At 39.1% G+C, this 13,523-nt stretch carries 10 protein-coding genes and 1 pseudogene; 4 read left to right on the forward strand and 7 right to left on the reverse strand.

Annotated features, from left to right (window positions below; translation table 11 throughout):
• Nucleotides 1-154: 154 nt before the first annotated feature.
• Entirely contained in the window at nucleotides 155-1,423 is a 1,269-nt protein-coding gene (locus tag HMPREF2988_RS09125) for a glycoside hydrolase family 73 protein (protein ID WP_002343128.1), read from the reverse strand.
• Between the two features lie 353 nt (nucleotides 1,424-1,776).
• On the opposite strand from HMPREF2988_RS09125, the gene HMPREF2988_RS09130 reads away from it, so the two are divergent.
• Nucleotides 1,777-2,649: a PRD domain-containing protein gene (locus HMPREF2988_RS09130; protein ID WP_002310480.1), complete on the forward strand. Its 873-nt coding sequence runs from the start codon at nucleotides 1,777-1,779 to the stop codon at nucleotides 2,647-2,649.
• Nucleotides 2,646-4,604: an N-acetylglucosamine-specific PTS transporter subunit IIBC gene (gene nagE / locus HMPREF2988_RS09135; protein WP_070770482.1), complete on the forward strand. Its 1,959-nt coding sequence runs from the start codon at nucleotides 2,646-2,648 to the stop codon at nucleotides 4,602-4,604. The genes HMPREF2988_RS09130 and nagE overlap by 4 nt, the downstream gene beginning before the upstream one ends.
• Nucleotides 4,605-4,939: 335 nt before the next feature.
• On the opposite strand, the gene HMPREF2988_RS09140 is transcribed toward nagE, so the two are convergent.
• Entirely contained in the window at nucleotides 4,940-5,791 is an 852-nt protein-coding gene (locus HMPREF2988_RS09140; protein ID WP_070770483.1) for an SDR family oxidoreductase, read from the reverse strand.
• A gap of 121 nt (nucleotides 5,792-5,912) precedes the next feature.
• Here HMPREF2988_RS09140 and HMPREF2988_RS09145 point away from each other — a divergent pair, with 121 nt between their 5' ends.
• Nucleotides 5,913-6,380, forward strand: a complete 468-nt coding sequence (locus HMPREF2988_RS09145) for an Rrf2 family transcriptional regulator (RefSeq protein ID WP_070770484.1) — start codon at nucleotides 5,913-5,915, stop codon at nucleotides 6,378-6,380.
• A gap of 262 nt (nucleotides 6,381-6,642) precedes the next feature.
• Here HMPREF2988_RS09145 and HMPREF2988_RS09150 read toward each other — a convergent pair whose 3' ends face one another.
• Entirely contained in the window at nucleotides 6,643-7,125 is a 483-nt protein-coding gene (locus HMPREF2988_RS09150) for a GyrI-like domain-containing protein (protein ID WP_070770485.1), read from the reverse strand.
• Between the two features lie 98 nt (nucleotides 7,126-7,223).
• Complete coding sequence (locus tag HMPREF2988_RS09155; RefSeq protein ID WP_070770486.1) at nucleotides 7,224-8,087, reverse strand: AraC family transcriptional regulator; 864 nt, start codon at nucleotides 8,085-8,087, stop codon at nucleotides 7,224-7,226.
• 599 nt (nucleotides 8,088-8,686) lie between these two features.
• On the opposite strand from HMPREF2988_RS09155, the pseudogene HMPREF2988_RS13910 reads away from it, so the two are divergent.
• Nucleotides 8,687-9,529, forward strand: a pseudogene (locus tag HMPREF2988_RS13910) (SWIM zinc finger domain-containing protein); the annotation flags it as partial.
• Between the two features lie 681 nt (nucleotides 9,530-10,210).
• Here the strand turns inward: HMPREF2988_RS13910 and xylB are convergent.
• From xylB to HMPREF2988_RS09180, 3 genes are all read right to left on the reverse strand, one after another.
• Entirely contained in the window at nucleotides 10,211-11,692 is a 1,482-nt protein-coding gene (gene xylB / locus HMPREF2988_RS09170; RefSeq protein WP_070770488.1) for a xylulokinase, read from the reverse strand.
• A gap of 62 nt (nucleotides 11,693-11,754) precedes the next feature.
• A complete protein-coding gene (locus HMPREF2988_RS09175; protein WP_002315855.1) occupies nucleotides 11,755-12,588 on the reverse strand; it encodes a carbohydrate ABC transporter permease in 834 nt (277 codons plus the stop codon).
• Nucleotides 12,581-13,495, reverse strand: coding sequence for a carbohydrate ABC transporter permease (locus tag HMPREF2988_RS09180; RefSeq protein ID WP_002335286.1), 915 nt, complete (start codon nucleotides 13,493-13,495; stop codon nucleotides 12,581-12,583). The genes HMPREF2988_RS09175 and HMPREF2988_RS09180 overlap by 8 nt, the downstream gene beginning before the upstream one ends.
• Between the last annotated feature and the right edge of the window lie 28 nt (nucleotides 13,496-13,523).

Genomic DNA, 13,523 nt, shown 5'->3' on the forward strand with positions numbered 1-13,523 from the left:
TCAGGTCAGGACGCTGATTTCACAACCTCTGATACATGGTGTTCCAGAAGTACCTTCTTCGAGAAAAAGCTGAAATCTCACAAAAATTGGAGAAACAATTGTCGTCAATTCCTTCTTATTTCTTGAAGCTGACCACTTCTGTCACAACCTCTTTTTAATAACCATAAAATCCTATTCCTTCATATCTCCAGCCCATTGGCGTTAGCCAATCTCTTTCTTTCGCACTTAAGGTATAGTGATGGGTACCAGTTTTTTCATTTGGATTGAATAATCGATAGATTGGCTTGGAACCACCAGAATAAAAACTTAGACCTTCGTAGCGCCAACCGATTTTTGTTAAGGAGTTGATCTCAGATTGCGCCATTGTGTAATGATGGTCTCCGCTGTAAGGATTGTATAAACGGTAGACAGGCTGTCCACTGTTTGGTGCTTGCCAAGCAATTCCTTCATATTCCCAGCCTACAGTTGGCAGATAATTTTTTTCGCCGGCATTCAATGTATACAAATGCTCTCCTGTATGACGATTATATAGACGATACATTGGAGAAGTTGAAGTTGGTGCTGTATCATACTGCGTCAGATTGTAAGTCTCGATTACATTGTTTAGTGTAGCACCATAATTAGGCGCAGTGGCATAACGACCGGTCAACCAAGCTGTAGCATCCTTGTAAGAGTTCGTATTGCTTTTCCATGCACCAGAATAGTAATACACGCCCGGCTGGAAAGAAGTCGTCTTCAATACCGTCACATTATCTTGTAATGATTCTTTGTACGAAGGATATTTTCTAAAAGCAGCATTTACCGTGATCCATTGTCCATTGACATATTCCGAAGTAGGCATCGTAACAGATTGGCCATTATAGCTTCCTTTGATTCCAAATAGATTGTAATTAGGAGCAGAAGCCAAGGCACTGTTCCCCCAGCCGCTTTCAACGATTGCTTGTGCAATCATGACTGAGGCGTATAAGTCATTGGCACTTGCCAAGCTTTGTGCAGTGGATGCAATACTATCAATAAATGCTTGTTGAGAATTAGCAGATGAGCGGGCAGAAAAAGCGTAGCCAGTATAGTTTTCGAATTCAGACAAATCTGCTTGATGGGTATGTGTCAATGTTTGTCCATCTGTCAATTGGTTCGTGATTTCTTCCGCATTCTCTGGATTTTTCTGAGCTTCTGCTGATGTGCTTTCTTCCGTTTGCGGTTGTTCTGTTGTCCCTGTTGTTGATTCTTCAGTTGAAACCGTATTTTCGGAGACAGTAGCTGACTGCAACGTACTTTCTGTATCGTTTTCAATTCCTATTTCTGAAGAACTCGTTGTCTGAGCTGTGACTGTTCCTGTCGTTTCTTCAGCTAGCACGGTTGTGTTGGCAACTGCTAGATTTCCTAAAAGAATAACGCTAAATAATAAATTTCTTGCTTTCATTCTTTTTCTCCTTTAAATATGAAACTTTACCTAAATAACAGTGTAACTAAAAAAGTAAAAGTAAGTCAATGCTCATAATTAAATAACATACGTTTCTTTATTTTGTGCTCTCAATGATCCTCATATATTCCATTAAATTACTATAATTATAAAAAAAGAATTGACAAAACATAACTGTCTATATAAAATGATTACGTTAACAATAATTCGTTTCATGTGACTAGATCATACTAGGCATGAAAAATCTCTGAGGAACATGGTTTCCCTAGGAGGTTTTTCGTGTCTATTTTTGTTTGGCCGCAATCAACTGGTCTAGCAGACATGAAAACCAAATCTTCAAAAAGGGTGCGCGCATGAAAATCAAAAAGATCTTTAATCAAAATGCAGTATTGGTAGATGACGGTGGGCAGGAAAAAGTAGCTATTGGAAAAGGAATTGGATTTGACAGAAAAAGAAATGATTTGATCTTTGATCGTGATATTGAGCGGATATTCGTCATGGAGCCAGAAGGACAAATCAAATTGCAAAATCTACTCAATCAGATCGATGAACGCTTTTTGTTTGCAGCAGAAACAATCATCGATCATGCGGAAACTGTCTTGATGGAGAAACTGAATGAACATGTGTTGATCGCTTTGACCGACCACATTGCTTTTTCTGCGGAGAACATCAATAACGGTATCGTCATCCGCAATAAGCTTTTGAGAGAAATCGAAGTGCTTTACAGTGATGAATTCAGTATTGCTCAATGGGCAGTAGAATATCTGACAAAAGAGCTTGGGATTCCATACACTTATGACGAAGCAGGATATATCGCAATCCATATCCACAGCGGACGAAGCGGTCGAAATAATAACCATCGCAGTATCCGTGAAGTGACGATTGTATCTGATATCATCCATTTAGTGGAATCAGAATTGGAAACAGATATCCATTCAGAACCATTTTCACTGAATTATTCAAGACTGGTGAATCATTTACGACTGCTTCTACAACGAACCCATGCGCAACAATATGCTGTCTTAGATACGGAAATCGTAGAAATGGTCAAACGAAAATACCCAGAAAGCTATAAGATTTCTAAAAAAATCCGTGTGTTGCTGACCAAAGAATACCAGCTCGCGATCACGAAAGAAGAACTGGGTTACTTGGCCATCCATATCGAGCGTTTAAGAAGCGCAATCGTACAAACAAATGTTAACAATCATGAGGAGGAAAAAAATTGAAAGCATATCTACAACGAATGGGACGTTCCCTTCAACTCCCAGTTGCGGTCTTACCTGCTGCTGCTTTGCTAGTAGGGATCGGAAACTGGTGGGCATCTTATAGTAACGACATTGTCGCTCATTTTTTACAAGCTGGCGGTAACGCAGTTTTAGGTCAATTGCCTTTGCTGTTTGCTGTTGGGTTAGCACTAGGGATGTCAGTGGACAAATCAGGTGCTGCTGCCTTGGCAGGTTTGGTTGCATTTGAAGTTCCAGTAAATGTTTTAAAAACTGATTCAGTAGCTACTTTATTGAATATCAAACCAGAATCAGTTGATCCATCTTTTGCTCAGATCAGTAACGTATTTATTGGTATTATTGCCGGATTGATTGCGGCAGCTCTTTATAATCGTTTCCACGAAGCAAAATTACCGATGGCTTTATCTTTCTTTAGCGGCAAGCGTTTAGTGCCAATCTTGGCTGCCTTCGTCATGCTGCTGATCAGTGCAGTGCTACTGCTCGTATGGCCTCCGGTTTACTCTGCTTTAGTTTCTTTTGCTAAATTCATTTTGAGTTTAGGCTGGGTTGGTGCAGGTCTTTATGGCTTCTTCAACCGTTTACTGATCCCTACAGGATTGCATCAAGCAATGAACTCCGTGTTCTGGTTTGACGTAGCTGGAATCAATGATATCGGTAAATTCTTGGCTTCTGAAGGAACAAAAGGCGTAACAGGAATGTATCAAGCTGGATTTTTCCCAATCATGATGTTCGGGCTTCCAGCAGGAGCATATGCTATTTACAGAAATGCCCGTCCAGAAAACAAAGCAAAAACAGCTTCATTGATGTTAGCAGCAGCTTTTGCTTCATTCTTTACTGGTGTAACAGAACCACTTGAATTCTCATTTATGTTCGTTGCTTGGCCATTATATGTCTTGCATGCCATTTTCACTGGGATTTCTTTAGCAGTGAGTGCATTCTTCCATTGGACAGCAGGATTTGCCTTTAGTGCCGGATTTGTCGATTACTTCCTATCTTTGAAAAATCCGATTGCGAATCAGCCTTTGATGTTGATTGTCCAAGGGTTAGTAACAGCAGTGATTTACTATTTTGGTTTTAACTTTGCTATCAAAAAATTCCATCTGATGACTCCTGGCCGCGAGGAAGCAGATCTTTCAGATGACGATACTGCAGCGACTAATTCAGACAATAAATATGCGGCACAAGCAAACAAAATCTACGCTGCATTAGGCGGAGCTGACAATGTAACTTCAATCGACAACTGTACTACACGTCTTCGTTTGCAAGTCAAAGATACAGGCCTGATCGATCAAAACAAAATCAAAGCCACTGGCGTACCTGGAATGAAAATCATTGATGGGAAAAATGCGCAAGTCATCGTAGGTACAGAAGTACAATTCGTTGCAGATGAGATGGCAAAACTACATGGTGGTGCTGCAGCACGACCTGCACAAACAAACACCGTGGTTAAAACAGAAACATTTGCCGGTGGAACGATCGAACAAGATATTTACGCTATCGCAAATGGGAAACTGATTCCAATCACTGAAGTTTCAGATGATGTATTCGCGGAAAAAATGATGGGTGACGGCTATGCTGTATTACCAGAAAATGGAGAAATCTTCTCTCCAATCGCTGGTACGATCACAAACATTTTCCCAACGAAACATGCGGTCGGAATCCAAACAGATGCTGGTATCGAAGTCTTGCTTCATATGGGCATCAACACTGTTGACTTAAAAGGCGAACCATTCACTTTATATGTAGAAGAAGGTCAAAAAGTCGCAAGAGGTCAATTGATTGCTTTAGTTGATCTTGCTGCTATTCAATCTGCAGGCAAAAACACGGATATGGTCGTTGTATTCACAAATGGCGACAAAGTCCAAAGCTTAGAAATCGAACCCGCACGTGATGTAAAAGCAAATGATAAAATCGGCTCTGTTTCCAACAAAGCCTGAGCCATCGTCTTCCCCAGACTTTTTTATCGATAAACAAAAGCAGCTGAGACAAAAATCTTGTCTCAGCTGCTTTTTCCGAATAAAAACGGCGTTCTCCTGCCAACTCCGCGGTAATAAGTCCAGCCAAACGAAACATATGAAGAGCTATTTTTTATTTGACTCTTCTTATTACTTGATGCAGAACAGCTTTTTTACAACCTCTGGTAAACGGTGTTCAAAAACCAGTTTATCGGCATGAAGTCAAATTTATGCAAAAATGTGGAAAGCCATTTTCATAAAATTTTTCTTCATACTCAAAACTAAGCGGCTTTTTCACAACCTCTTTATATCATCCATTATTCCTGATCCAATATTTCTTTCAATGCTGCTTCAAGAGAGACTAATGGTTTTTCCAAAACTTTTTCTAAATCATCAGAAGAAACAGCTAACTGACCCTTTTTGATATCATGTTGGATCGCTAAAAACATGTCAGCTGCTTCTTGAGGGAATCCGGCTTCTTTTAGATTTTCGACAAACGCTGCATCACTTGCTTCAATAATTTCTAACTCTTTACCTGTCGCACGCTCTAATGCCTTGGCTAATTCTTCATAGTCAGTTAGATGGCCGGATAATTCTAAGATTTCTGGGGAGTCATTCTCTACTAGTACTTTTGCTGCGGCTTCTGCATATTCACGTTTCAATGCCCAACCTGTTTTTCCATTTCCTGCAGCATAAACGAATTGACCAGTTTTTAAAGCTTGCCCAATGATAGGTAATTCATTCTCTACATACCAATTGTTCCGTAAAAATGTATGGGGAATACCTGAATCCTTAATCGTTTTTTCAGTGAATTGGTGATCTGGCGCTAATACACTGATTGAGTGATCGGCATCTGCAAAACTTGTATAAGCGATATAAGATACCCCGGCTGCTTGCGCTGCTTTCACTACATTCTCATGTTCGGCTTGGCGATTTCCTGGAACGCCAGAGACAAAAAGCAATCGATCTATTCCTTTCAACGCTTCTTTCATTGAATCTAACTCATCATAATCACCAATACGTATGTTAAATCCAGCTTCTTTCAGTGCTTCTCCTTTTTCTTCACTACGTACTAGTGCATAGATTTCATTTTGTGGAACCATCTTTTTTAAGAATTCCAGCGCATAACCACCAAAACCTCCAGTTGCTCCTGTTACTAAATAATGCATCTTTCCCACTCCTTATTCTTTTTATTTGTTAAGATTTATAGCTGTACATTTATAAATTACACCTTTATCATAAAGAGTGTGGTAAGATAAGTCAAGCAAAAAAATGAAAGGATGACAACTGATGAAGTATTCTCTGCAATTTAGTGATGCAATCCATGTACTTGCCTATATTGAAGTGTTTCAAGATACCCGATTGCTTTCTAGTGAGATGATTGCCAGCAGTATCGAAACAAATGCAGCAAATGTACGTAAAATCATGAGTCAGCTCAAAAAATCCGGCTTGATCCTTACAAAAACCGGAAAACCGCAACCTTCCCTTGCCAAAAGACCAGATCAGATTTCTTTACTAGATGTCTATCGTAGCATTGAAGGTAATACACAGCTTATCCAAGTCGATCCAAAAACAAACCCAAATTGCGTCGTTGGTGCAAATATCCAAGAAGCTTTAGAAGAAAGCTACGCTCGGCTGCAGAAAAAAGCAGAAGAAGAAATGGCTAAGATCACACTTGATAGTCTGATACATAAAATAGCCGTTTTGGAAAAAGAAAAAAGACCAGAAAACACAGGCCTCGTAGAGAGATTTTTATAATTCTCTCTATTGGGCCTGCATTTTTCTGATCGGAATCGTCTACATAAATTCTTTTATTCTCCGAGGAACAAAATCCTTGTCATGCCTCTTTTTCCTCTCTAATGCTCAGGTCAAAGCGCTGAAGTCATGACGTCTGGATAAACGGTGTTCAAGTAGCTGACCCTCGGCATTAGTTCTGAAAAATACAAAATATGGAAAGCTATTTTCCATTTTTCCTCTCTAATGCTCAGGTCAAAACGCTACTTTCACGACCTCTATATTATCATGGTTTGTTGACTACCGATATCCAGATTTCTCCAATGTATTTCCCATCGGCAACACCCATTTCAACGACAGCATTCGGTCCCCCAACATAGGCGTAATCTTCTACTTCTCTTAAAACATGTCCAAAGGCCGTATTCGTCAAATCGTTCCTTAGTTCTTCAGGCGACTCCGATGAAGCGCTTACAACGAGATACGTTCCTTTTGGAAATGGGATGATTCTCGTAGTGTTAGGAATATCCTGACTCGTTTGAACACCGACATAGTACATCATTTTCCCGTCATAGAGTTCGTTGACTGTAAAGAAATAATGATTTTCAGCAGCTTGTTTCAAGGTGTCTATTGTTCCGTCACTGATGACTTTTTGCTCAAAGGCTTGCTTCTCTGCTGCCAAACCGACAAAATCTGTATTGCTACTTTTCAATTCCACACCAATACCTGTCACTGCAAACTCTGGTTTTTCTTCAATCTTATACTTTGCCATTTCTCCCACCCTTTCTATTATGTTAAGTTCATCTTACATAAAATTAAAGAGAAATGACACGATTACGCTCTTCTTGTAGGGATACTTTCATTTTTTAACTATTTTTTTGCTTTCACTGCAATCCAAATTTCACTGTAAACATGACTGAAGTACTCTCCCCATTTTGTAAAAGAGATCTCGGGAGCTTCAACTAACTCATAATCTGAAGAAGGAAGCCATTCTGCATAGATTTTCCCCCAAGTGTCTTGTAAAGTTTGGGGAAATGGTCCTTTATTAGGAAAAATGGCCCAAGTGTGTTCTTCTATAGCAAACATTTCTAAATCAGCGTACGGATTTTCTTTTGTCGTAGCAAAGCCGATCATGTGCATCAAACTACCCTTTTCTTCCAAGCGGTCTCCATCAAATCCATAAGAAACGTTGATTACTTGATGTGGATATAAATCTCCTAACTTATGCATCTCTTCCCTTTGAGCCTCCGTGATCGTCTGCGCTAACTTTTGTATTTCTTGATTAACTCCTTCAAATTGGACAGGGACTTTTTTCGCCACACCTGCCACATAAAACTGTTCTTTCTTTTCGATACGAAATTCCATCGATTTTCCTCCTCTGACATCAATAAAAAATGTCAAGCGTGGAAAAGATTTTTGTATGCCATATCTGCTGATTTCTGAAGGCAGATAACCTGACCAATCACGAAAAGCTCTTGAAAAACCTTCGACTGTTTCATATCCATATCTAAACGCCGTTTCTGTTACTTTTTCCCCACCTAGAAGATCGCGATTAGCCAAAGCCAATCTACGGTTTTTGATATAGTCCATCAGAGACATCCCTGCAATAAACGTAAAGATGCGCTTTAACTGATATTCAGAGATTCCTGTATTTTCGGCTATTTTTTTATAGGTAAGACTTTCTGTCAAATGTTCTTCGATGTAATCAATCAATTGGTTCAGATCTTTAAGCATGTTTATCTTCCTCCTTGCTTGCCTTTTTATCATATTATCAAAGAAAGTCAATTACTTGATGAATCAGGAACCAATTTAGTCGGGTATAGAAAAATTTGTATGGATTTAAAGAAAATTCTCAAGCAGCGTTTTGTAACGGATAATTGGTACTATCTGCCTACTTATGTTTTACCTTTAGAAAAAATGAATTTTGGGGAAGACACATTCTAAGTTAACAAAGCAGGAAAAATAGCTTTTATCCCCTTCGTTAAACCGCTTACTATCTACTGTACAAAGCAAGCGGCTATTCGGACTGTTGATACGAACGCTGCTTGAACCTTTCTTTGCGTTACATCATACCTCTTTTATCGATTGAAACCATTATTTATTTCCAACAAAATTCCTTCATTTTTGCCAGATAAATAAAAAAACAAAAAGTTCCATCTTTAAAATACGCTATTTTTTTACTTTTTCTCCCATTCTCTAAGAAAAGGAACGCAGAATTAATTTTTGACAATTCGAGAAAAAGTTGCTTCACAGATATGGTAAAATCAGCTACTTTTTTCTTTGACGATTCTTTATACTAAATATAAACAAATGTTTCATGAAAGGAGAACTATATGAATAATTGGCTTGAGCTTTTTCCTGAAAACATTTTGGAACGCGGGTATAGCTATCATCTGCACGGGTTTGTCAGTCATTTGAACTATACGAGTAAACACTTGACCGCAACAGTTTCTGGCACGGAAGATTATAAGGTAGTGATCACATGGGATGAAAAGACGAATATGACTTGCGATTGTCTATATGCCACAGAAGGAAAAAACTGCAAGCACATGGCTGCTGTCTTATTCGCTTACGAAGAACGTCCAATAAAAAAATCCAACTACTCGCTTTCCGAACTCTCTTCCCTTGTTTCTTCCGCTAGTTCCTCTCTTGTACGGGAACTTTTAACAGAGATTCTTATAGAACATCCGCAATTTATCGAACGCTTCAAAGAGAAGATCCCGCTCCATGCAGTAAACTACACAGATAAATTAGCAACGATCATCCACAAATACGATCATCCTATCGGAAAAAACAAAAACAGGAAAACAGCGAAGTTCATCATGGAGATGCGAAAGTTCATCCAAGAAGCTGTTGAGTCGCTTATACAGCAAAATGCCTATCTTCCCGCATTCGAATTGATCAATGAAGTGATTGCTACTCTTGAAACATGCTACTTGGAGCCTGCGGACGAACGATCACTTCTTCTGATAGAGGACTGTTATTATTTATGGAAAGAATTATTAGCAGAAGCACCCCGTGCAGAAAAAAGGCAAATGTTCTCTTGGTTCGTCTGCCAAGTCGATCATACTGACGCCTCTTATTCAAAAAAATACTCCATAAAAATCCTGAAAGAAGAATTTCAGGAAAAAGAGTTTTCTAGCCAAAAGAAAAAAATAGCCAAAAAACGAAAAGAATCTGTAAAAAAAGGCGAACCCCACAAAAAAGGACAAACACACGCGGAAAAGCAGACTAAATCCATCAAAAAAACAACTGGCTCTACTTTAAAAAATACGGATGATACAAGTAAAATAGAAAATTTGAAAAAACGTTTATTAGCATCTGACAGTATTCACTTCCCTACATTGGAAAAACTAAAAAACGCATGTCCACCTGAAACATGGCCGATCATACGTAATGAACTATTTTCAGCTCTTAAATATCATAAAAATGTGGATCGTTTTTATGCAGCAGAAGGTTGTTATGATTTATTGTGGGATTATGTAAAAAGCACAGACAGATTGATCATGGTCGACCGGTACTTTGATATCTTGAAAAACTATTGTCCTAAACAGTTATTACAAAAATATGAATTTGAATTACGTCAAAACGTAGCTAATTTTGCGACAAAATTGGAATACCAAAAACTTGGCAACCAAATAGAAAAAATGGCTAGCTTGCCAAACGGACTTGTGACAGCTAAATTGTTGACCAAAGAACTTCGAGAAAAATATCCGCGCAGAAAAGCATTGATTGCTGAGATGAAAAGAATCGAACCAAGGTTGAAGTAAAGAAGATGGAAAAGATTGTGACAGAAGTGGTCAGATTCAAGAAATAAGAAGAGACTGTGACAAAACTTTTGTCACAGCCCTTCTGTTTTATAGATTATGACAGATTTCCTTCGTTGCTGGGTAGATTTTTCGGTATTGTTGATAGATTTTGCGATACTTTTCTACATTTTGTGAGAGAGGTTCCACTGCATCTGTATATTGGATAAAAAACTGACAACAGCTTTCAGGTGTATCGAACCACCCTAATCCTAATGCAGCAATCATTGTTGCGCCTAATGCAGGTCCTTCCTCCACACTTAAACAATAGATCGTTGCATCGAAAATATCTGCTTGGATTTGTAGCCATGCAAGATTTTTCGCGCCTCCTCCCACCGAAACAATACGTGTAAATCTGCGACCCGCTAGTTCTTCCATCAACTGTTGCGAATCTTTCAATGAAAAGGTGATTCCTTCCAACACTGCTCGGGTAAAATGGCTAAGTGTATGTCGAGTATCCATACCAATGAAACTCCCCCGTATCTGACTATCGGCGTACGGTGTTCGTTCCCCTGAGAGATAGGGTGTAAACAATAATCCATTTGAACCTGGCTCGATCTTTTCGATTCCTTGCAGCAGTTCGTCAAAAGAAAGTCCTTTGGCAAAAGTCTTTTTGAACCAATTGAGACTGTGTCCCGCAGCTAATGTCACTCCCATAGAATAATAAGCATCATTTATTGCATGATGGAATAAATGAAGTTTGCCTTCATAAGACTTTTGGTTATTTTTCTCATAAGACAAAAATACTCCTGAGGTTCCAATACTGACCATAGCTGCGCCATCTTGGATGATCCCAGCACCTAAAGCAGCACATGCATTGTCTGCTCCGCCAGCAAATACCTTTACTTCTTTGTGAAAACCAAATTGTTCTGCTAGTTCTTTGCGTACCGATCCAATGCAAGTAGTAGAAGATACAAGCGGAGGCAATATTTTAGGAGAGATATGGAAAGTCTGTAAGAGCTCCTCAGACCATGTTTTTCTTTCCATATCAAGTAATAACGTACCTGCAGCATCTGAATAATCCATCTGCTGGTTTCCTGTCAGCCAAAACCCAAGGTAATCTTTCGGCAATAAAACATGACGAACATTTGCCCATAATTCCGGCTCATTTTCTTGAAGCCATAGCATTTTAGGCAACGTAAAACCTTCTAATGCGCGATTATTGGTAATCTCAAGTAATCGATCACCAAAGTTTTCCATTATTTCTTCACATTCTTTGGTTGTACGCACATCATTCCATAAAATCGCATTTCTTAACGGTTGGTTCGCTTCATCTAGTACGACTAAACTGTGCATTTGACCAGAAAAACTGATTCCTTCTATTTTTTGAGTAAAATCAGGCACTTTTTCAGCTAATTCTTCGATCACTTGACCACAAGCTTGGATCCAGTCTTTAGGATCTTGTTCACTAAATCCAGCTTCTGGTTGTAGCAACGGATAGTCTTCGCTCGCCGCACCCTGGATCGTCCCATTCCTATCCATTACTAATCCCTTCAATGAACTAGTTCCTAGATCAATACCTAAAATATACATTTAACCACCTGCCTTGTTTTTATTATCCTATCAAAAACGACTGCTGACAATGTCTGTTTTTCCTATTCTTTGATCCCACCTGCAGTCACGCCACCTATAATGTACTTCGATAAAAACAGATAAATCAGCAGAAGCGGTGCGATACTGAGAGAAATCCCTAGATACATACTGCCGAATTCTGTACGATAGACATCGGTTTTTAACAGCTGGATCAACATCGGCAAGGTAAATTTGTCAGTATCGTTGATCAAGATCAGCGGCATCAAAAAATTGTTCCAAGTAGTCACGAATGAAAATATAGCCATCGTCGCTAATCCCGGTTTCATCAAAGGAAGCATCACTTTATGGAAAATCTTCAGCTCTCCTGCACCATCTAAACGCGCTGAATCTGCCAAATCGGAATGATAGACAGTCTCCAGATATTGTTTCAAAAAGAAGACAGTCGTAGGCGATGCAATCGCTGGAAAGATCAATGGAATATAGCTATTCAGCAAATCCAACCGATTCATAAATTGATAAAAACCAATCATACTGATCTGCTGAGGAATCATGATCAATCCAAGAATAACGGCAAAAGCAAGCCTTTTTCCTTTGAAGCGGTAAGCAATCAATCCATACGCAGTTAAGGCAGAGAAATAGACATTCAATAACGTAGCACCAGCTGAGATCACCAAACTATTTTGGAATCCGTTGAACACATCGAATCCTTTATTCCTCAAAACATGCCAATTCGCTGCTAACTGTGTTCCCGGAAGTAAGGATAGCCCTTGTTGTATTTGCTCTGCTGAACGTGTGGAATTCACCAGAACGACCCAAAAGGGAAAAATACTCAAAAACGTAAGTAACAACATGAATCCATAAATCAGCAGACGTTGCAACCGATAGTGTTTATCCATTTCTTCCCCTCACTTTGCTCTTTTCTTGGAAAAACCGGAAAAGCAATGTACTCAAAAGAATCGACATCCCTAACAAAATGACTGAAGCTGTCGCAGCAATCTGAAAATTCCGACTACCAGTAAATGCTTGTTTGTAGATGAACATCGTGATCGTGTTGACACTATTGTCAGGATTTCCGTTAGTCAATAAAAACGGGATATCGAACATCTGCAGACCCCCGATCAATGACGTCACTAAAGTATACAGCATGATAGGTTTCAATAACGGCAACGTGATCTTTCGAAAAATCTGAGCATCACTTGCGCCATCAACCATGGCAGATTCGAAAAGTGACTGATCGATACTTAATATCCCTGAAACAAGTACAATCGTTGTCTGCCCATACCACATCCAAAACTGAATAAAAGAGACAATCAAGCGTGTACTTGCCACACTTCGGAAAAAATCAAACGGTCGCTCCAACACGCCTAAATGAGTCAGGACCAGATTCATCGGCCCCATCGGAAAGCTGAACAATGCAAAAAATAGAACGGCTACAGACGCTGCTGTAATAATGTTTGGCAAATAGAAAATGATTTTAAAGAAACCTGTCCCCTTCAACTTCAATTTGAGATTTGTAAACCAAGCAGCCAAAAGGAGCGCCAACGTAATCTGAGGGACAAAATTCACACCCCAAAGAATCAACGTGTTTCTGATTGATTGAAGGAACAATGCATTGTTCAAAAGATTGACATAGTTTTCGAAACCGACGATCGAGGCTTCTGTATTCCATCCTTTCAAATCTGTGAAGCTTAAAAAAATAGTATAGAAGATTGGATAAAGCTGAAATACTAGAAATGCTAAGAAAAATGGGGCAATGAATAATAAACCATAACGATTGTAGCGCTCAAATCTAGCTTTTTTCACTCGAATCTCCTTTCTTGTACCTTTTAGA

It is taken from the genome of Enterococcus sp. HMSC061C05, from assembly GCF_001814765.1.
Lineage (GTDB): Bacteria > Bacillota > Bacilli > Lactobacillales > Enterococcaceae > Enterococcus_B > Enterococcus_B lactis.